General features: G+C 69.0%; 19 protein-coding genes. 13 read left to right on the forward strand and 6 right to left on the reverse strand.

Annotated elements, in window-relative coordinates:
* Positions 1-11: 11 nt before the first annotated feature.
* From ACWCO2_RS04970 to whiG, 5 genes are all read left to right on the forward strand, one after another.
* The gene (locus ACWCO2_RS04970) at positions 12-413 is read left to right on the forward strand and encodes a YraN family protein (RefSeq protein ID WP_450126388.1); all 402 of its coding nucleotides are present in this window, start codon (positions 12-14) and stop codon (positions 411-413) included.
* On the forward strand, positions 414-1,931 hold the full coding sequence (locus ACWCO2_RS04975) for a YifB family Mg chelatase-like AAA ATPase (protein WP_450126389.1): 1,518 nt from the start codon (positions 414-416) through the stop codon (positions 1,929-1,931). It begins immediately after the preceding gene.
* Positions 1,931-3,088 (forward strand): DNA-processing protein DprA, encoded by a 1,158-nt coding sequence (dprA, locus tag ACWCO2_RS04980; RefSeq protein WP_450126390.1) that lies wholly within the window; start codon positions 1,931-1,933, stop codon positions 3,086-3,088. Before ACWCO2_RS04975 ends, dprA begins: the two co-directional genes overlap by 1 nt.
* 107 nt (positions 3,089-3,195) lie before the next feature.
* Positions 3,196-4,170: a tyrosine recombinase XerC gene (locus ACWCO2_RS04985; protein ID WP_450126391.1), complete on the forward strand. Its 975-nt coding sequence runs from the start codon at positions 3,196-3,198 to the stop codon at positions 4,168-4,170.
* Positions 4,145-5,098, forward strand: a complete 954-nt coding sequence (gene whiG, locus ACWCO2_RS04990) for an RNA polymerase sigma factor WhiG (RefSeq protein ID WP_450126392.1) — start codon at positions 4,145-4,147, stop codon at positions 5,096-5,098. Before ACWCO2_RS04985 ends, whiG begins: the two co-directional genes overlap by 26 nt.
* A gap of 168 nt (positions 5,099-5,266) precedes the next feature.
* On the opposite strand, the gene ACWCO2_RS04995 is transcribed toward whiG, so the two are convergent.
* Positions 5,267-5,809, reverse strand: a complete 543-nt coding sequence (locus ACWCO2_RS04995) for a M23 family metallopeptidase (RefSeq protein WP_450126393.1) — start codon at positions 5,807-5,809, stop codon at positions 5,267-5,269.
* Between the two features lie 405 nt (positions 5,810-6,214).
* Between ACWCO2_RS04995 and rpsB the strand changes: the two genes are divergently transcribed.
* The 6 genes from rpsB (at position 6,215) to ACWCO2_RS05025 (ending at position 11,402) form a co-directional block, all read left to right on the forward strand.
* The gene (rpsB, locus tag ACWCO2_RS05000; RefSeq protein ID WP_450126394.1) at positions 6,215-7,033 is read left to right on the forward strand and encodes a 30S ribosomal protein S2; all 819 of its coding nucleotides are present in this window, start codon (positions 6,215-6,217) and stop codon (positions 7,031-7,033) included.
* Between the two features lie 182 nt (positions 7,034-7,215).
* Positions 7,216-8,031 carry a translation elongation factor Ts gene (gene tsf, locus ACWCO2_RS05005; protein ID WP_450126395.1) on the forward strand — a complete coding sequence of 272 codons (816 nt, stop codon included), beginning with the start codon at positions 7,216-7,218 and terminating at the stop codon, positions 8,029-8,031.
* 347 nt (positions 8,032-8,378) lie between these two features.
* Entirely contained in the window at positions 8,379-9,128 is a 750-nt protein-coding gene (gene pyrH, locus ACWCO2_RS05010; protein WP_450126396.1) for a UMP kinase, read from the forward strand.
* 103 nt (positions 9,129-9,231) lie between these two features.
* Positions 9,232-9,789, forward strand: a complete 558-nt coding sequence (gene frr / locus ACWCO2_RS05015; protein ID WP_450126397.1) for a ribosome recycling factor — start codon at positions 9,232-9,234, stop codon at positions 9,787-9,789.
* A 36-nt stretch (positions 9,790-9,825) separates the two neighbouring features.
* The gene (locus ACWCO2_RS05020; protein ID WP_450126398.1) at positions 9,826-10,671 is read left to right on the forward strand and encodes a phosphatidate cytidylyltransferase; all 846 of its coding nucleotides are present in this window, start codon (positions 9,826-9,828) and stop codon (positions 10,669-10,671) included.
* Positions 10,671-11,402: a class I SAM-dependent methyltransferase gene (locus ACWCO2_RS05025; RefSeq protein WP_450126399.1), complete on the forward strand. Its 732-nt coding sequence runs from the start codon at positions 10,671-10,673 to the stop codon at positions 11,400-11,402. The genes ACWCO2_RS05020 and ACWCO2_RS05025 overlap by 1 nt, the downstream gene beginning before the upstream one ends.
* A 131-nt stretch (positions 11,403-11,533) precedes the next feature.
* Here the strand turns inward: ACWCO2_RS05025 and ACWCO2_RS05030 are convergent, their stop codons facing one another.
* The gene (locus ACWCO2_RS05030) at positions 11,534-12,298 is read right to left on the reverse strand and encodes a VOC family protein (RefSeq protein WP_450126400.1); all 765 of its coding nucleotides are present in this window, start codon (positions 12,296-12,298) and stop codon (positions 11,534-11,536) included.
* Positions 12,299-12,571: 273 nt separating this feature from the next.
* Between ACWCO2_RS05030 and ACWCO2_RS05035 the strand changes: the two genes are divergently transcribed.
* Positions 12,572-13,042, forward strand: coding sequence for a hypothetical protein (locus tag ACWCO2_RS05035; protein ID WP_450126401.1), 471 nt, complete (start codon positions 12,572-12,574; stop codon positions 13,040-13,042).
* Here ACWCO2_RS05035 and ACWCO2_RS05040 read toward each other — a convergent pair.
* From ACWCO2_RS05040 to ACWCO2_RS05055, 4 genes are all read right to left on the reverse strand, one after another.
* Complete coding sequence (locus ACWCO2_RS05040) at positions 13,019-13,696, reverse strand: metal-dependent transcriptional regulator (RefSeq protein WP_450126453.1); 678 nt, start codon at positions 13,694-13,696, stop codon at positions 13,019-13,021. The genes ACWCO2_RS05035 and ACWCO2_RS05040 overlap by 24 nt on opposite strands.
* A gap of 39 nt (positions 13,697-13,735) precedes the next feature.
* Positions 13,736-14,596 (reverse strand): metal ABC transporter permease, encoded by an 861-nt coding sequence (locus ACWCO2_RS05045; protein WP_450126454.1) that lies wholly within the window; start codon positions 14,594-14,596, stop codon positions 13,736-13,738.
* Between the two features lie 97 nt (positions 14,597-14,693).
* Positions 14,694-15,428 (reverse strand): metal ABC transporter ATP-binding protein, encoded by a 735-nt coding sequence (locus ACWCO2_RS05050; protein WP_450126402.1) that lies wholly within the window; start codon positions 15,426-15,428, stop codon positions 14,694-14,696.
* Positions 15,425-16,306 (reverse strand): metal ABC transporter substrate-binding protein, encoded by an 882-nt coding sequence (locus tag ACWCO2_RS05055; protein WP_450126403.1) that lies wholly within the window; start codon positions 16,304-16,306, stop codon positions 15,425-15,427. Before ACWCO2_RS05055 ends, ACWCO2_RS05050 begins: the two co-directional genes overlap by 4 nt.
* 115 nt (positions 16,307-16,421) lie before the next feature.
* Here ACWCO2_RS05055 and rlmN point away from each other — a divergent pair, with 115 nt between their 5' ends.
* Positions 16,422-17,534 (forward strand): 23S rRNA (adenine(2503)-C(2))-methyltransferase RlmN, encoded by a 1,113-nt coding sequence (gene rlmN, locus ACWCO2_RS05060; RefSeq protein ID WP_450126404.1) that lies wholly within the window; start codon positions 16,422-16,424, stop codon positions 17,532-17,534.
* Positions 17,535-17,742: the final 208 nt, after the last annotated feature.

Consider the following 17,742-nt stretch of genomic DNA (forward strand, 5'->3'; position numbering starts at 1 on the left):
AGGAGGAAGTCGTGCGTCGCAAGAAGATCGTGGGCCCGTTGAGCGATGTCAGCGCTGGTGATGGCCGGCATGCGTTGGGGTTGGAAGGGGAGCGGTTAGCCGCCGGTTTGCTGGAATATCGCGGAATGACCGTGCTGGACCGGAATTGGCGGTGTCCGCACGGAGAACTCGACATCGTCGCTGCGGATGGTGAAGCCGTGGTGTTCTGCGAGGTGAAGACGCGTTCCGGAGTTGATTACGGCGGTCCGCGCTACGCGCTCAACCCGGAGAAGATCAGACGAATTCGCAATGCCGCGCGGGCGTGGTTGGCCGAACGCGAATTGGTGGGGTGTGCGGTTCGGTTCGACTTCGTCTCGGTCCTGTGGCCACCGGGCCAACCGGTGCTCCTCCAGCACCTCGAGGGGGTGTTCTGAATGGCGTTGCGACGGACCTGGGCGGTCGCGCTGTTCGGTGTGGACGGCGTGCTCGTCGAGATCGAAGCGGACGTGCGCAAAGGCGGCCTGCCGTCGTTGCAGCTGCTCGGCCTGCCCGACACCGCGCTGCAGGAGTCCAAGAACCGCGTGCGGGCGGCCATCCAGAACTGCCGGGAGGACTGGCCGGCGAGCTGTGTGACGCTCGCGCTGTCCCCGGCCGCGCTGCCCAAGGCCGGGACCTCCTACGACCTGGCCTTGGCCTGCGCGGTGCTGGCCGGGGCGGAGCTGGTGCCGCCGCACCGGCTGGCCGGAACGGTGCTGTTCGGAGAACTGGCGCTGGACGGTCGAATCCGCCCGGTGCGCGGCTTGCTGCCCGCCTTGCTGGCCGCGCGGAAGGAGAACATGCGCCGGGCGATAGTGCCCGCTGAATGCTTGGGCGAGGCGCACTTGGTGGACGGCATCGAGGTTCTGGGCGCGACGCACCTGCGCGACGTGGTGGCCTGGCTGCGCGAACTAGGCGAACTGGCCCGATATCCGCCGCCGGTGGACGAGCCTCCGATCGAGGACGCGCCGGACCTCGCCGATGTGCTCGGCCAACCCGAGGCGCGCTGGGCGCTCGAGGTCGCCGCAGCGGGCGGACATCACCTGCTGATGATCGGTCCACCCGGCACGGGCAAAACCATGCTGGCCAAGCGGTTGTGCGGGCTGCTGCCTGACCTGAGCGGGTCGGAGGCGCTGGAGGTGACGGCGATCCGGTCCGTGGCCGGGGACCTCACCGAGTCGGCTGCCCTGGTGCGGACCCCGCCGTTCGTGGCGCCGCACGCGTCGCTGTCCGTCCCGGCACTGATCGGTGGCGGAACGGGGCTCGCCAGACCGGGCGCGGTCAGCAGGGCGCACCGAGGGGTCCTTCTCCTGGACGAAGCGTGCGAACTCGGACCGAAGCGATTGGAGGCGTTGCGCACGGCGTTGGAAGAAGGCGAGATCCGGCTGGCCCGGCGGGACGGAACCCTGCGCTATCCCGCGAGGTTTCAGCTGGTCCTGGCCACGAATCCATGTCCGTGTGCGCCTGCTCGCGATCTGGATTGCCAGTGCCCACCGCAGGTTCGACGGCGCTACCTCGGCAAGCTGTCGGGGCCGCTGCTGGACCGGGTGGACCTGCGGGTGCGGATGCGCCCGATCACCGCGATGACCGTCCACAGTGGTGCCGAACCGGAGAGCACCGCGGTGGTGCGGGAACGGGTGGCGCAGGCGCGAGCCGCCGCGCGGGAGCGGTGGTCCGAGCACGGCTGGCAGACCAACACCGAAGTCCCGGGACCGGTGCTGCGGCGCGAGTTCGCGCTGCCCGGCGAGGTCACCGGGTTGCTCAATCGCGGATTGGAGGTCGGCGCGATCACCGCCCGCGGCGCGGACCGGTGCCTGCGAGTCGCGTGGACGTTGGCCGACCTCGACGGCAAGGAGAGACCCGACGCCGAGCACGTGGCGGCGGCGTTGGAGTTCCGGGACAGGAGGGCGGCTTGATGGGGGACTGGGCGAAGTTGGGTGCGAAGACCAAGCGGGAAGTGCTGCTGGCGAGGGCATTCCTGGCCGCGGTCGCCGAACCACCGGCGCCGGCGCTGGCCGGTTTCGTCGCCAGGCACGGCCCGCACCGGGTGGTCGAGGCGATCCAGCGGGGGAAGGCGCCGCCGGACGTGATGGCCGAGGTCGAGGCCAGGCATGAGGACGTGTCCGCCGAGCAGCTGCTCGAAGCGACCGAGGTAGCCGGTGTCCGGCTCGTGGTGCCTGAAGACGACGAGTGGCCGCACAGCGCCTTCGAGGACCTGGCCGGAGCGCGCGAAGTCGGGCTCCCGGACGTGGCCGAACCGATCGCGCTGTGGGTGCGCGGCCGAGCGGACCTGGCGACGGCACTGGACCAGGCGGTCGCCGTTGTCGGCGCTCGAGCGGCCTCCGGCTACGGCGAGCACGTGTCCGCCGAGTTCGGCCACGGACTCGCGAAAGCCGGGTTCACGGTGGTTTCCGGCGCTGCGTACGGCATCGATGGTGCGGCGCACCGGGGTGCTCTCGCCGCTGGTGGCCGGACGGTGGCGTTCCTGGCCTGCGGAGTCGACGTCGACTACCCGGCGGGGCACGGCCGTTTGCTGCGCGCGGTGGCCGAGCAAGGTGCGGTGGTCAGCGAGTACCCGCCAGGTACTTCGCCGCGAAAGCACCGCTTTCTTGTGCGGAACCGGCTGATCGCGGCTTCCGGTCGAGCTGCGGTTGTGGTGGAGGCCGGGGTGCGCAGCGGTGCGGGCAACACCGCGAACACCGCCGATTCGCTGGGACGCCCCGTGCTGGCCGTGCCCGGGCCGATCACCTCGAAGAACTCGGTTGGGTGCCACGGGATGGTGCGCTCCGGGCAAGCAGTGCTGGTCACCAGCATCGAGGAGGTCGTCGAGGCGGTCAGCCCCATCGGTTCGCCGGGGCCGGTCGAAGCCGTAGGAGCGCACCGCCGGACCGACTGTCTGAAACCGCATGCCCAGCGCCTGCACGATTCGTTGCGCGGCATGGCAGGGGCCAGCGCGGACGAACTCGCGCGGGACTGCGGCCTGCCGCTGGGCGAAGTGCGGGCGCTGCTCCCAGAACTGGAGCTGTCCGGGTTCGCGGTTCGCTCGGATCGGGGGTGGTCGATCGCACGATGAGGTCACATTTTCGACACCAGCGGCTGACCAGCTGATCGCGGTCGAGTGATCATGATTCGGCGTGGCGATGCTTGACCGGTGGCGGTGCAAGGGCCAGCGTCAGAGGCATGTCCCGTGCCCGTTCCACCGAACCGCGAAGACCCGATTTCCGCGCGGTTCGGGCGAAACTGCCCGAGCCGCTCGGTGCTGCGGTCGACGGGTTCGAGCGGCACCTCGCCGCCGAACGCGGGCTGTCGGTGCACACCGTCCGGGGCTACGTCGGCGACGTCGTTTCGCTGCTCGATCACCTGTCCGGGGCCGCGGGCCGGGAAACCCTCGTGGAGCTGGACATTTCCGTGCTCCGCGAGTGGTTGTCGGCGCAGCATGCGCAGGGTGCGAGCCGCTCGACGATGGCTCGGCGCACGGCTGCCGCCCGCACCTTCACGGCGTGGGCGCTGCGCGCCGAGCTGCTGCCGAGCGATCCGGGTCCGCGGCTCGCGGTGCCGGCCAAACCGCGGAAGTTGCCCGCAGTGCTGCGCGTCGACCAGGCGGGTGCGGCGATGCAGGCCTCCGCGGCCGGAGCCGACCAGGGCGATCCGGTCGCGCTGCGTGATCACGCGGTGCTCGAACTTCTGTACGCCACAGGGGTTCGCGTCGCTGAGTTGTGCGGACTGGACGTCGACGACGTCGACCGCGAACGCCGGGTGATCCGGGTGATCGGCAAAGGTGACAAGGAACGCGTTGTGCCGTTCGGCCTACCTGCAGATGATGCGCTTGACCGCTGGATCACCGCTGGACGGCCGAAGCTGGTCCAGGCCGCCTCCGGTGCTGCGCTGTTCCTGGGTGTCCGAGGTGGACGGCTCGACCCGCGCACGGCGCGGAGAGCAGTGCACGACGCGGTCGGGACCGTTTCCGGTGCACCGGACGTCGGACCGCACGGCATGCGGCATTCAGCGGCGACCCATTTGCTGGAAGGCGGTGCAGACCTCCGTAGCGTTCAGGAGTTGCTTGGTCACGCTACGCTCGCAACGACCCAGCTTTACACCCACGTGACCGTTGAACGGCTGAAGGCGATTCATGACCGAACCCACCCCCGTTCCTGACCATGCTGGGGGCGGCGCCGACACGGTGGCCGCGAGACCGAACTCGGCGCCGGTGACCGCCCGTGAGCAAGACAGCTCGACGAACGGTCACTCCCACGAGTGCGTGCGACGCCGCGGGCTGGCCCTGGCAGCCGAAGCCGCGGCCGCCGCGGACCGGGACCAGCGCAGCGGCGACGAAGTCGAAGCGGGCATCGTCGCGCTCTGGCAGTCGTTCGGCGAACGACGCGACCAGGAGCTGCGCGATCGCTTGGTGCTGCACTACGCGCCGCTGGTCAAGTACGTGGCGGGCCGGGTGGGCACCGGGTTGCCCTCGCACGTCGAGATCTCCGACCTGATCCAGTCCGGCATCTTCGGCCTGGTCGACGCGATCGAGAAGTTCGAGCCCGAACGCGGCCTGAAGTTCGAGACCTACGCGATGCAGCGCATCCGCGGCGCGATCCTGGACGACCTGCGCGCTCAGGACTGGGTGCCCCGATCGGTGCGCAGCCGGGCCAGGGACGTCGAGCGAGCGCTGGAGCGCCTGGAAGCGAAGCTGCAGCGCACGGCCACCGACGCCGAGCTGGCTTCCGAGCTGGAGCTGTCCTCCGACGAGCTCCGCGAACTGTTCGCCCAGCTGCAGATGACCAGCGTGGTCGCGCTCGACGACCTGATCGGCGCCGGACCGATGCAGGCCTCGCTGGCCGAAACGCTGCCCGACGACCGGGCCGAAGACCCGGTGGCGGCCCTGGTCGACCGCGACAGCCGACGCCAGCTCGCCGAAGCGGTGGAACGCCTGAGCGAACGCGACCGAGTGGTGGTCACGCTCTACTACTTCGAAAACCTCACCCTCGCCGAGATCGGCAAGGTCCTGGGAGTGACGGAGTCCCGCGTCTGCCAACTCCACACGAGGGCAGTGCTACGCCTCCGCACCAAGTTGACCGAAGCTTGAGATCTTCCTGCGGCGGGGCTGCGCGGCGGTGCGAGTAGCGGAACCTCAGAGCTCGCCTGAACTCCGGGTGCCCCACTTCGTGCATGCCCCGTTCGTTCTGTTCTTCTTCGACGTTCTGCTCGTGGGGCTGGGAGGTGGCGGTTCTCGGGGAACCGCCACCTCTGGTGGTCAGTCCCAGGGGAGTAGTCGGACGTGGCCCATGCCCAGGAGGCGGAGCGGGTTCAGGTACGTCAGGCGTTGGCGGACTCCCCAGTGCAGGCAGGTTTTCGGGGGTTGTGCCGTGCACTCGGGATGGTCTGGTTCCAGGTTGCCGATCGGTTGGCCCTTGGTGACCTGGTCGCCGACCGTCACCGTTGGGCGGACCGGTTCATAAGTGGTGCGCAGGCCGGTTTCGTGTTCGATCGACACCAGGTTTCGGCCGGCCACCTGGCCGGCGAAGACGACCAGGCCGTCGCCCGCCGCCAGGACCTGTTGGTCGACCTCGCCGACCAGGTCCACTCCGCGGTGACCTGGGCCGTAGGCGTGCTTCGGGGCTTCGAACGGGCGGGCGACGGCAGGTGGCGGGGCCAGTGGCCAGCCGAACTGGCCCTCGGTGGTTCTCGTGGCCGGTGTCGGGGCGGACAAAGCGGCTGGTTCGGGTGTCGTGGACAGGCCGATCGCGGCGGTGGCGATACCGGTGCAGAGCAGGACTGACGTGATCAACTGGCGCATTCCCCCACAGTGGCCGCGCGCCGGAGTCGGCGACAGGGGGAAGTGGAAATCTGTGGACAAGCCGGGCTGGTGTGGACAACTCGCACTCCACGATCGGGTCAGCCGCCGCGTCGAGTACACTATTAGCGCGGTTTCGTGTCCGCACGGACCGACTTCGCGTGCCCGCACGCCACGCCTGCGCAGGTAGCCGGACCTTCTGGTCGGCCACCAGGTGGCTCAGTACCGAGTTCAACACCTCGGAGGCTGCTGCCCCGGCAGGGTACCGGCGCCCCGCGGTCCCGCGCTCCTCGTGAGCCGGGTGGGGTGGCCGGGGGCGGGTGCCAGGGCGGCGGGTCACCCGACTCGTCGCAGCAACCGAATCGCGCGCCAACCGGCGCGCCCGACTCATGAGGTGCGAATCTGGCCATGGCCGTCGTCACCATGAAGCAGCTGCTCGACAGCGGCGTGCACTTCGGGCACCAGACCCGTCGCTGGAACCCGAAGATGAAGCGCTACATCTTCACCGAGCGCAACGGCATCTACATCATCGACCTGCAGCAGACGCTGACCTACATCGACGGAGCGTTCGACTTCGTCAAGCAGACGGTCGCGCACGGCGGGACGATCCTGTTCGTCGGCACCAAGAAGCAGGCGCAGGAAGCGATCGCCGAGCAGGCCCAGCGGGTCGGCATGCCGTTCGTGAACCAGCGCTGGCTGGGTGGCATGCTCACCAACTTCCAGACCGTCCACAAGCGTCTGCAGCGTCTCAAGGAGCTTGAGACCATGGAGCAGACCGGGGGCTTCGAGGGTCGCACCAAGAAGGAAATCTTGATGCTGACCCGCGAGAAGGACAAGCTCGAGAAGACCCTCGGCGGTATCCGCGACATGAGCAAGGTGCCCAGCGCCGTGTGGATCGTGGACACCAAGAAGGAGCACATCGCCGTTGGCGAGGCTCGCAAGCTGGGCATCCCGGTCGTCGCGATCCTCGACACCAACTGCGACCCGGACGAGGTCGACTACCCGATCCCGGGCAACGACGACGCGATCCGCTCCGCCGCCCTGCTGACCCGAGTGGTCGCCGACGGTGTTGCCCACGGCCTGATGGCCCGCAGCGGCCGCACCAACGGCGCCCCGGAGGGCGAGGAGAAGCCGGCCGGCGGCGAGCCGCTGGCCGAGTGGGAGAAGGAGCTGCTGGCCGGTTCCGGCCAGGCCGCCGAGGGTGGCGAGCAGCCCGCGCAGTCCTGATTCACCGCGCCCCGCGTCCGGCTTCGGGCGCGGGGCGCGATCAGGCTGTTTGCCAGTCACACTCGCGGGTGTGATTGCCCTAGCCGGGCACGCGTCACCGCTGAGCGGATCGAACGCCACGGGGCCGCTGCCCGCCTGCAAGACCTTCGAAGCTGCGTAACAAGAGGGACGGATAACGCACGATGGCGAACTTCAGTGCGGCCGACGTCAAGCGTCTTCGCGAGCTGACCGGCGCCGGCATGATGGATTGCAAGAAGGCGCTCGACCAGAACGACGGCGACTTCGACAAGGCCGTCGAGAGCCTCCGCATCAAGGGTGCCAAGGACGTCGGCAAGCGCGCCGAGCGCGCCACCGCCGAGGGCCTGGTCGCCGCTGACGGCGGTGTGCTGATCGAGCTGAACAGCGAGACGGACTTCGTCGCCAAGAACGACGAGTTCATCCAGCTCGCCAACAAGATCGCGGGTGCGGTCCGGGCCGCCGGTGCCGGTGACCTGGAGAGCGCGCTGGCCGCGGACCTCGACGGCAAGACCGTCTCCGAGGTCATTCAGGAGCTGTCCGCCAAGATCGGCGAGAAGCTGGAGCTGCGCCGGGTCACCAAGTTCGACGGCGCCGTGGCCACCTACCTGCACCGCCGCTCCTCGGACCTGCCGCCGGCCGTCGGCGTGCTGGTCGAGTACACCGGTGAGGACGCCGCCGCCGCTCGCGCCGCCGCGATGCAGGTCGCCGCGCTCAAGCCGAAGTACCTGAGCCGCGACGACGTCCCGGAGGACCTGATCGCCAACGAGCGTCGCATCGCCGAGGAGACCGCGAAGGCGGAGGGCAAGCCGGAGAAGGCGCTGCCGAAGATCGTCGAGGGTCGCCTGAACGGCTTCTTCAAGGAGAACGTCCTGCTGGACCAGCCGTCCGTGCAGGACAACAAGAAGAGCGTCAAGGCGCTGCTGGACGAGGCCGGCGTGACGGTCACCGGCTTCGCCCGGTTCGAGGTCGGCCAGGCCTGACCTGCTGCTGCGGGCGGCCTGTCGGGACCGCACCCAGTGGTGTGCCACCTGCTCACCTGATCTGGTGAGCAGGTGGACTCGGCAGCCGCCAGACGCGGCTTCGGCGCCCCGCCTTCGTGAAGGCGGGGCGCTTTCGCAAGAGAGCGCCCCGCGCCGACGCGCGGTTGAGAAGCTCGGCATGCTCGACTGCACTGGACGTCAGGTGGCTCGCCACCTGCGGGTTCTCATGCGTCTTCTCGAGGAAGGCCCCGGCGGGCGCGTCCCGGCCGAGAAGGCGAATGAGGTTCCGCCAGGTGCCACCAACGCGAATTGATCACAGACCGCTAAGAACCTCGCAGGAGGAATCAGTGACCGACGAGGGCCCAACGCAGCGCGGTTATGGACGAGTGCTGCTCAAACTGGGCGGTGAGATGTTCGGCGGGGGCAGCGTCGGGATCGACCCGGACGTGGTCGGCACAGTGGCCCGGCAGATCGCCGAGATCGTCGCCGATGGTGTCGAGGTGGCCATCGTGATCGGCGGCGGCAACTTCTTCCGCGGCGCTGAGCTGCAGCAACGCGGTATGGAGCGGGCTCGCGGCGACTACATGGCCATGCTGGGCACCGTGATGAACTGCCTGGCGCTGCAGGACTTCCTTGAGCGCGAGCACGGCATCGACACCCGCGTGATGACCGCGATCGACATGGGACAGGTGGCCGAGCCCTACATCCCGCGTCGCGCCATGCGGCACATGGAGAAGGGCCGCGTGGTGATCTTCGGTGCGGGCACCGGGATGCCCTACTTCTCCACCGACACCACCGCGGCGCAGCGCGCGCTGGAGATCGGCTGCGAGGTCGTGCTGATGGCCAAGGCCGTCGACGGCGTCTACACCGCGGACCCGAAGACGGACCCGAACGCGAAGCTGTTCGACAGCATCACGCACCGCGAGGTGCTGGAGCGCGGCCTGAAGGTTGCCGACGCGACCGCGTTCAGCCTCTGCATGGACAACCTCATGCCGATGCTGGTTTTCAACCTGCTGGAAGAGGGCAACATCGCCCGCGCGGTCGGCGGGGAGAAGATCGGCACGCTGGTCAGCACCCCGGCCGCCGCGTCGTCCTGACGGTGCTGGATCCTGATCTGGTCGCGGGCCCGCCGTGGGACGGCGGCGCACCGCGCGCCACACTTGCAATGTCCACCGGTCGGCACAGACTTAAGGAGCAGCCGTGATCGACGAAGCTCTTCTCGAAGGCGAGGAGAAGATGCAAAAGGCGGTGGAGCGGGCCAAGGACGAACTGGCCACCGTTCGCACCGGACGCGCGAACCCCGCGATGTTCTCCGGCATCGTCGTCGAGTACTACGGTTCGCCGACGCCGTTGAACCAGCTGGCCAGCGTTTCCGTGCCGGAAGCGCGGCTGGTGGTCATCAAGCCCTACGACGCCAGCCAACTGTCGGCGATGGAGAAGGCCATCCGCGACTCCGACCTGGGTGTGAACCCGTCGAACGACGGTCAGATCATCCGGGTGGCGATCCCGCAGATGACCGAGGAGCGCCGCAAGGAGATGGTCAAGCTCGCCAAGACCAAGGGCGAGGATGGCAAGGTCAGCGTCCGCGGAGTTCGCCGCAAGGTGAAGGAAGAGATCGACCGGATCGTCAAGGACGGCGAGGCCGGCGAGGACGAGGGCACCCGGGGTGAGAAGGAGCTCGACAACCTCACCCACCGTTACACCGCCCAGATCGACGACCTTGTGAAGCACAAGGAAGCGGAACTGCTCGAGGTCTGAGTGGTGACGGCCGGCCAATGCGAAGGTGAGTCCGGAATGTCCGCTGACACCCCGGACCCGCCTTCGCGCCCTTCCCGGGCCGGACGCGATCTCCGTGCCGCCATCGGCGTCGGGGTAGTGCTCGGCGCCGCGATCATACTCTCGTTGCTGATGGTGCGCTTCGTGTTCATCGGCATCGTCGCCGCTGCGGTGGCGGTTTCCAGCGTGGAGCTGGCCAACGCGTTCAAACGCGGCGCTGACATCCGGGTTTCGCTCGTCCCCGTGCTGGTGGGCGGGCAAGCCATGGTGTGGCTGTCCTGGCCGTTCGGGCTGCGCGGCGCGCTGGTCGCGTTCGCGATCACCGTGCTGGCCTGCCTGGCTTGGCGGTTCCGGCACGGTGTCGACGGCTACGTGCGGGACGTGACGTCATCGGTGTTCACCGCTGCGTACGTCCCGCTGTTCGCCGCGTTCGCCGCGATGCTCGTGCCGCCGGAGGACGGTGCGTTCCGCGCGCTGTGCTTCATGATCGGTGTCGTCGCTTCCGACACAGGTGGTTACGCGTTCGGCGTCCTGTTCGGCAAGCACCCGATGGCGCCGAACATCAGCCCGAAGAAGTCCTGGGAGGGCTTCGCCGGATCGATGCTGGTCGGTGTGGTGGCCGGTGCGCTGTCGGTGACCCTGATGCTGGGCGGCGAGTGGTGGATGGGCGTGCTGTTCGGCGCGGCCCTGGTGTGCACCGCGACGCTGGGCGACCTGATGGAGTCGCTGATCAAGCGAGACCTCGGCATCAAGGACATGGGCAACCTGCTGCCCGGCCACGGCGGCCTGATGGACCGAATGGACTCGCTCCTCCCGTCCGCAGCAGCCGCCTGGATGATCCTCTTCTGGTTCATCCCGTCCTGATGCTCGGCTGGCGGAAACCGGCTCGGCCGCAGGTGACGCCGAGCCCGAACATCTGGCACTGGCCGGAGCTGTTCGAGATCGAGAACCGGGCGCAGGACGCCACCGGCGCGTTGTGGAGCGCGCTGCGGGAGCGTTGCGACTGGGCGGATCGGGACGTGGTCGACATCGGTTGCGGCGACGGCTTCCACCTGCCGCTGTTCGCCGCCGAGGCGCGCACCGTGATCGGTGTTGAGCCGCATCCGCCGCTGGCCGAGCAGGCGCGTCGCCGGGTGGCCGGAACCCCTGGTGTGGACGTGCGGCAGGCGCCTGCTCAGCAGTTGCCGTTGGCCGATGCCAGCGCGGACCTGGTGCACGCCCGGACGGCGTACTTCTTCGGCCCTGGCTGCGAGCCGGGCCTGGCCGAGGCGGAGCGGGTGCTGCGTCCGGGCGGCGTGATCGCGATCGTCGACCTGGACGCGGCGAGCTCGCCTTACGGCGACTGGATGCGGGCTGACGCGCCGCAGGTCGATCCGGCCGCGATCGAGTCGTTCTTCCAGCTCCACGACTTCGAGAGCACCCCGGTGGACACCGTGTGGCGCTTCGACGACCGCGAGTCCCTCGAAGCGGTCCTGGGCATCGAGTTCTCCGCGAAGGTCGCCGCCCGCGCGGCCCGCGAAACCGTCGGCTGCACGGTCCCGGTCGGCTACCGCGTCCGTACCCGCCGAAAGCCGACCACCCTCCTGACGCCCTGAGTCCCGTGCTGAGCGTCAGTTTTGCCCAAGAACCTGTTTCCAACCTCGTTTTGCGTGGCGGTGCGGGCAGCGGAACCTCAGCGCCTGCCTGCACTGCGGGTGCCCACCCTTGAACTGAAACCCCCTGCGGATCACTCGCCGGTGCGTTGGGCGGTGTCGATGACGAAGAAGGTCGCGCCCACGACGTCCTGGAGCAGGGCGAGGCGGCCGTACGGGGAGTCCGACGGTTCGCGCAGTACCTTGCCTCCGAGCTCCACCGCCTTCGCGGTCGCTTCATCGGTGTCGTGGTCCGGGTTGACCTGGAAGTACAGCTGCCAGTGCGCGGGCACGTCCTCGGGCAGCGAGAGGCTGGTCTCGTAGCGGCCCACGGTCGGCTGGTCGTCGACGTACCAGACGGTGTAGTCGAATCCGTCGCCCGGCTCGCCGATCTGCTCCTGGCGGTAGCCCAGCAGGTCCGCGTAGAACGGGTCGGCCGCGGAGCCGTCGCGGGTGTGCAGCTCGGCCCAGCAGAGCATCCCTGCGTGGTCCCGGCCGAACGTGCCGTTGGGCGGCGCTTCCCAGAAGCCGACCACCGCGCCGGTGGGGTCCTCGGCGACCAGGAACATCTCGTTCGCAGGCGTTTCCGTGGGCGGGACCAGTACTTTCCCGCCCAGAGCGCGGACGCGCTCCACCGCGCGGCGGGCCGATCCGCATTCCAGGTACAGCGTCCAGGCGGTCGGTGCCTCGGCCTCGGGCGGCAGCACGCCGGCGACCGGCTTGTGCTCCTTCAGCGCGATGTTGTAGTTCGGCCGCTGGATCCAGCGCCAGCCGAACAGACCGGTGTAGAAGTCCCGGACCTCGGACACCTCGCGGGTGGCCAGGTCCACCCAGGCGGGCGCGCCCATTGCGATGGCCATCGCTCCTCCTCTGGCGCTCCGCGGGGTTCCACATCGACCCCGGCTACCTCGGAGGGTGACCGGCGTTCCGGTCGGGAAAACACCTGCGACCGATCAAGAGGAGCCCTGTCACCCGGTGGCGTTACTTTTCGGTGCCTCTAGCGAAATCGAACGCCCCCGAATGACGCCTTGATCCGGAACCGTCCACGTGATCGACTAGGAGTGGTCACTCAGCGTGCGGATCAGCGTGTCGGGTGCCCGATCGTGCAAGCACTCGGGGGTACAGGAGCAGCCATGGCCAACCGCGCGGCGAAGCCGGTCACCGCGGGCTTGAGCCGGCTCGCGGAGCTGGACCGTCGGGAGCGCAGCCGAATCCTGCGGCAGCTGTGCGAGCAGCATCCCGCGTTCCGCTCGATGCTGAAGCAGGTGTCCATCGCCCGCGGGGTGGCTTTCGGATCCGCTCTGATGCTGGCCGTCGCGGTGATGTTCCTGGTGCAGGACGCGCCGGTGCTGTGGGTGTCCGGCCTGGTGTTCATCGGTTTGGCCGGGTTCTGCTACGTCGCGGTGGCGCTGACCGACAGCCGGTTCGACCTGCTGCTGGCCGTGCTGGGCGCGCACCGGACCGACGAGCTGCACGGCCGGTTGGTGACCGAGCAGATCTACGGCGAGGAGCCGGCCGAGCAGCCGGAGCGCACTTGCGTGGTGACTGCCCGCACGATGGGTGCGCGGTTCACCGACGGCTCACCGGTGCACGCTGATCGATAGGGCTGCGGCGATCTCGTTGCCCACGAAGTGCGTTTCGTCGTTCGGGGGTTCGCCGACGCGCACCACCAGCGGCCCGCCGAACGGTTTGCGCTCCACGACCTCGATGCGCGAGCCGAGCGTCATGCCGTGTTCGGTGAGGTAGCGCAGCAGCTCCGAATCGGTGTCCCAGACCCGCGCGATGGTGCCGATCGAGCCGGGCTCGACCTGGTCCAGCAGCTTCGTCGCCGGTTCTTCCATCCGGCCGTCCGCGGTCGGGATCGGGTCGCCGTGCGGGTCGTGGGTGGGGTTGCCGAGCTTGGCCGCGATGTGCGCGACGAGCTCGTCGGACACCGCGTGCTCCAGGGCGTCGGCCTCCCGGTGCACCGCGTCCCAGCTGTAGTTCAGCTCCTCGACCAGGAACAGCTCGATCAGCCGGTGGCGGCGCAGCACGTCGTGGGCCAGGCGTCGGCCTTCCGGGGTCAGCTCGACGCTGCGGTAGCGGACGTGGGTGACCAGGCCGAGCTGGTCGAGCTTGTTGATCATCCCGGACACCGAGGACGGGCTGAGCCCGAGGCGCTGCGTCAGGGTTGCGTTGGTGACGGGCACGCCCCGCTCGCTGAGCCCGTATATTGCCCGGAGGTAGTCCTCGACGGACGGCGACGGACGCTCGGCCATACTCGTCATACTTTCACGATACGGGCGCCTGGGGTGCGTTTATGACGGTGGTTGGCTAGCGCTACCCGCGAGTCCGGTGGTCACGCGGGTAGCGGCCAGCCCGCGACGGCGCACGGCCCGCGCGATCAAGCCTTGTTCCGGTGCACCGAGGTAGACCAGCGCGAACACCACTGCCTGGCACACCACGATCATGCCGCCGGTCGAGGTGTCCAAGTGGAAGCTCAGGTAGGTGCCCAGGACGCTGCTGAACACCGAGAGCGCGGCCGCGACCGAGAGCATCTGCGGGAAGCGCTTGGTCAGCAGGAATGCCGTGGCACCGGGCGTGATGAGCATCGCGGTGACGAGGATGACGCCGACGGCCTGCAGTGCCACGACCACAGTCAGCGCCAGCATCGTCAGCAGCAGCGCGCCGATCCGCCGCGGGTTCAGGCCGATCGCGTGCGCGTGGGTGGGGTCGAAGGCGTAGAGCGTGAGATCGCGGCGCTTGATCAGCGCGACTGCCAGCACGATCGCGGCGATCACCAGCACCTGCAGGATGTCGAAGTCGGTGACGCCGAGGACGTTGCCGAACAGGATGTGGTTGAGGTCCACCTGGCTCGGGATCCGCGAGACCAGCACCAACCCCAGCGCGAACAGGCCGGTGAACACCACGCCGATCGCGGCGTCGCCCTTCAGTTTGGTGGTGCTGCGGACACCGGCGATCAACCCGACGGCGAGGGTGCCGAACAGGAACGCGCCGAGTGAGAAGGGCAGCGCGAAAACGTAGGCGAGCACTACGCCGGGCAGCACGGCGTGCGAGACCGCGTCGCCGAGCAGCGACCAGCCGATCAGCGTGATCCAGCAGGACAGCACGGCGCAGACGAGCCCGGCGACCAGGCTGACCAGCAGCGCTCGCTGCATGAAGCCGAACTGCAGGGGTTCGACGAGCCACTCGAAGATGACGTTCACCTGGTCTCCCGGGCCTCGGTGCAGTGCGATTTCAATGGAACTTGCGCGGTCATGAGCGCTCGGCGGCGGTTTCCACGCCGAAGGTGCGGGCAAGGGTTTCCGGGGACAGCACTTCGTCGACCGGTCCGTGCGCGATCACCCGCTGCTGGAGCAGCACCGCTTCCTCGCACAGCGACGGGACGCTGGCCAGGTCGTGGGTAGAGATCACCACCGTGCGGCCTTCGTCGCGCAGCGCCTGCAGCAGCTCGGTGATCATCGCCTCGGACTTCTTGTCCACCCCGGCGAACGGCTCATCGAGGAACAGCAGCTGCGCCTCCTGCGCGATGCCGCGCGCGACGAACGCGCGCTTGCGCTGCCCGCCGGAGAGCGCGCCGATCGGATTGCCGGCCAGCTCGGTGAGCCCCACCCGCTCCAACGCCGCGTGCACCGCGGCCTTGTCGGCTCGCCTGGGACGACGGGTGAGGCCGAGGTGTCCGTAGCGGCCCATCATGACCACGTCCGCCACGGTCACCGGGAACGTCCAGTCGACGGCTTCGGACTGCGGAACGTACGCGATCACGCCGTCCCGCCGAGCCTGGCGCTGGTCCCGGCCGAGCAGCCGGATGTCCCCGGAATCCGGGCGAACCAGACCCATCAGCGACTTGAACAGCGTCGACTTGCCCGAGCCGTTCATGCCCAGCAGACCGCAGATCCGGCCCGGTTCGACGTCCACCGACACGTCGTCGAGCGCCAGCGTCTCGCCGTAGTGGACGGTGACGTGGTGCGCGCTGATCGCCAGGCTCATCGGGTACCCCGCAGACCGGTGACGATCGCTTCGGCGTCGTGGCGCAGCAGGTCCAGGTACGTCGGCACCGGGCCGTCCGGGCCGGACAACGAGTCGACGTAGAGCTTGTCGCCCAGGCGTGCGCCGGTCTCCCGCGCGACCTGCTGCTGGGCCTTGTCGCTGACGGTGGATTCGCAGAACACGGTGGGAACTCCGTTCTCCTGGACGAACTCGGTGGTGGCCTTGATCTGCTGCGGTGTGCCCTCGGCATCGCTGTTGACCGGCCACAGGTACGTCTCGTGCAGACCAGCATCGCGGGCCAGGTAGGAGAACGCGCCCTCGCAGGTGACCAGCGCGCGGTGCTCGGCGGGCAGCGCGGCCAGCTCGTCGTGCAGGTACTCATCGATCTCGGCCAGGCGCTGCTGGTAGGCGTCCGCGTTGGCGCGGAAGATTTCGGCGTGGGCCGGGTCGATGCGGATGAAGGCGTCGCGGATGTTGGCGACGTAGGTCATCGCGGTGCGCGGCGACATCCAGGCGTGCGGGTTGGCCTTGCCCTGGTACTCGCCGCCCTGGATGGGGATCGGGGCGATGTTCGTCGTCAGCGTCACGTGCTCGGCTTCGCTGCGCTGCACGAACTTGTCGAACCAGCGCTCCAGGCCGAGCCCGTTGTCCAGGACCAGGTCGGCCTTGGCCGCCTTGAGCATGTCGCTGGGGGTGGGCTCGTACTCGTGGATCTCGGTGCCCGGCTTGGTGATCGACTCGACCACGATCGCGTCCCCGGCGACGTTGCGGGCCATGTCGGCGATCACGGTGAACGTGGTGACCACGTGCTTGCGTCCGTCCTTGGGCTGGCTGGACCCGGTCCCGCAGGCGGTGGTGACCAGCAGGAGCGCCGCCATGACGAGAGTCGTATTTCGGACGCCTGAAGACCCGGGTTTCGTCACGGCGAAAACTGTACCGCGACCGATGGCCGCCACCAAGGTCGACTCCGGTCATGGGAAGATGTGGAGCGCTATGTCTGCGACTTCCCTGCCTCTCGTCTTCGACGCCCCGCGCCGCGGTATGCCCCCGCGACACCTCGCTGACCTCTCCGCCGACGAACGGAAGGCCGCCGTCGTCGAGCTCGGGGAGAAGCCGTTCCGCGCCAAGCAGCTCGCGCACCACTACTTCGGCCGCCTCAACGCCGATGTCGAGTCGATGACCGACATCCCGGCGGCCAGCCGCGTCAAGCTCGGCGAGAAGCTGCTGCCGACGCTGCTCACCGAGGTCCGCAACCTCGTCACCGACGACGGCACGACCCGCAAGTCGCTCTGGCGCGCGCACGACGGCACGCTGCTGGAGAGCGTGCTGATGCGCTACCCGGACCGCGCGACCGTCTGCATCTCCAGCCAGGCCGGATGCGGCATGGCCTGCCCGTTCTGCGCCACCGGCCAGGGCGGCCTGCAGCGCAACCTGTCGACCGCGGAGATCGTCGACCAGGTGCGCTCGGCGGCTGCCGCGATGCGCGACGGCGAGGTCCCCGGCGGGCCTGGGCGGTTGTCCAACGTCGTGTTCATGGGCATGGGCGAGCCGCTGGCGAACTACCGCCGGGTGATCAACGCGGTGCACCGCATCTGCGACCCGTCGCCGGAGGGCCTGGGGCTCTCGCAGCGCTCGGTGACCGTGTCGACGGTGGGCCTGGTCCCGGCGATCAAGAAGATGACCGCCGAGAACCTGCACGTGACGCTGGCTGTGTCGCTGCACACGCCGGACGACGAGCTGCGCGACACCCTGGTGCCGGTGAACAACCGCTGGAACGTCGCCGAGGTCCTGGAAGCCGCCCGCGGCTACGCCGACCACACCGGGCGCCGGGTGTCGATCGAGTACGCGCTGATCCGCGACGTCAACGACCACCCGTGGCGAGCCGACCTGCTGGGCAAGCTCCTGCGCAAGCACCTCGGCCAGTTCGCGCACGTCAACCTGATCCCGCTGAACCCGACCCCGGGCAGCAAGTGGGACGCCAGCCCGAAGCCGGTGGAGCGCGAGTTCGTCCGCCGAGTCCGGGACGCAGGAGTCTCCTGCACGGTCCGAGACACCCGAGGCCAGGAGATCGCCGCAGCCTGCGGCCAACTCGCAGCCGAGGAGTGATCCAGGCTCCCATCGCTCGGCGGTGCGAGCCACGCCGCTGGCCTCGATGCCGTTCGGTCGGCGATGGCCGGTTCTAGAGCTCCCCGCTTCTCCTCGGAGGCGGGAGTTCTCGCCGGGCACGGCTCGTGAGCACCTTCTGAGGCCGGGGTCCCGCAAAGTGCTCACGGAACCCCGGCCAGCCCATGCTTGGTCCGGTTGGGCGGTTTTC

The organism is Saccharopolyspora sp. NPDC002376, assembly GCF_053593195.1.

What these genes read in the sequence shown, in the direction of transcription:
- ACWCO2_RS04975 (WP_450126389.1), top strand. Translation starts at nt 414, where the DNA reads ATGGCGTTGCGACGGACCTGGGCGGTCGCGCTGTTCGGTGTGGACGGC.
- dprA (WP_450126390.1), top strand. Translation starts at nt 1,931, where the DNA reads ATGGGGGACTGGGCGAAGTTGGGTGCGAAGACCAAGCGGGAAGTGCTG.
- ACWCO2_RS04985 (WP_450126391.1), top strand. Translation starts at nt 3,196, where the DNA reads ATGTCCCGTGCCCGTTCCACCGAACCGCGAAGACCCGATTTCCGCGCG.
- whiG (WP_450126392.1), top strand. Translation starts at nt 4,145, where the DNA reads ATGACCGAACCCACCCCCGTTCCTGACCATGCTGGGGGCGGCGCCGAC.
- ACWCO2_RS04995 (WP_450126393.1), bottom strand. Translation starts at nt 5,809, where the DNA reads ATGCGCCAGTTGATCACGTCAGTCCTGCTCTGCACCGGTATCGCCACC.
- rpsB (WP_450126394.1), top strand. Translation starts at nt 6,215, where the DNA reads ATGGCCGTCGTCACCATGAAGCAGCTGCTCGACAGCGGCGTGCACTTC.
- tsf (WP_450126395.1), top strand. Translation starts at nt 7,216, where the DNA reads ATGGCGAACTTCAGTGCGGCCGACGTCAAGCGTCTTCGCGAGCTGACC.
- ACWCO2_RS05020 (WP_450126398.1), top strand. Translation starts at nt 9,826, where the DNA reads ATGTCCGCTGACACCCCGGACCCGCCTTCGCGCCCTTCCCGGGCCGGA.
- ACWCO2_RS05025 (WP_450126399.1), top strand. Translation starts at nt 10,671, where the DNA reads ATGCTCGGCTGGCGGAAACCGGCTCGGCCGCAGGTGACGCCGAGCCCG.
- ACWCO2_RS05030 (WP_450126400.1), bottom strand. Translation starts at nt 12,298, where the DNA reads ATGGCCATCGCAATGGGCGCGCCCGCCTGGGTGGACCTGGCCACCCGC.
- ACWCO2_RS05035 (WP_450126401.1), top strand. Translation starts at nt 12,572, where the DNA reads ATGGCCAACCGCGCGGCGAAGCCGGTCACCGCGGGCTTGAGCCGGCTC.
- ACWCO2_RS05040 (WP_450126453.1), bottom strand. Translation starts at nt 13,696, where the DNA reads ATGGCCGAGCGTCCGTCGCCGTCCGTCGAGGACTACCTCCGGGCAATA.
- ACWCO2_RS05045 (WP_450126454.1), bottom strand. Translation starts at nt 14,596, where the DNA reads ATGCAGCGAGCGCTGCTGGTCAGCCTGGTCGCCGGGCTCGTCTGCGCC.
- ACWCO2_RS05050 (WP_450126402.1), bottom strand. Translation starts at nt 15,428, where the DNA reads ATGAGCCTGGCGATCAGCGCGCACCACGTCACCGTCCACTACGGCGAG.
- ACWCO2_RS05055 (WP_450126403.1), bottom strand. Translation starts at nt 16,306, where the DNA reads ATGGCGGCGCTCCTGCTGGTCACCACCGCCTGCGGGACCGGGTCCAGC.
- rlmN (WP_450126404.1), top strand. Translation starts at nt 16,422, where the DNA reads ATGTCTGCGACTTCCCTGCCTCTCGTCTTCGACGCCCCGCGCCGCGGT.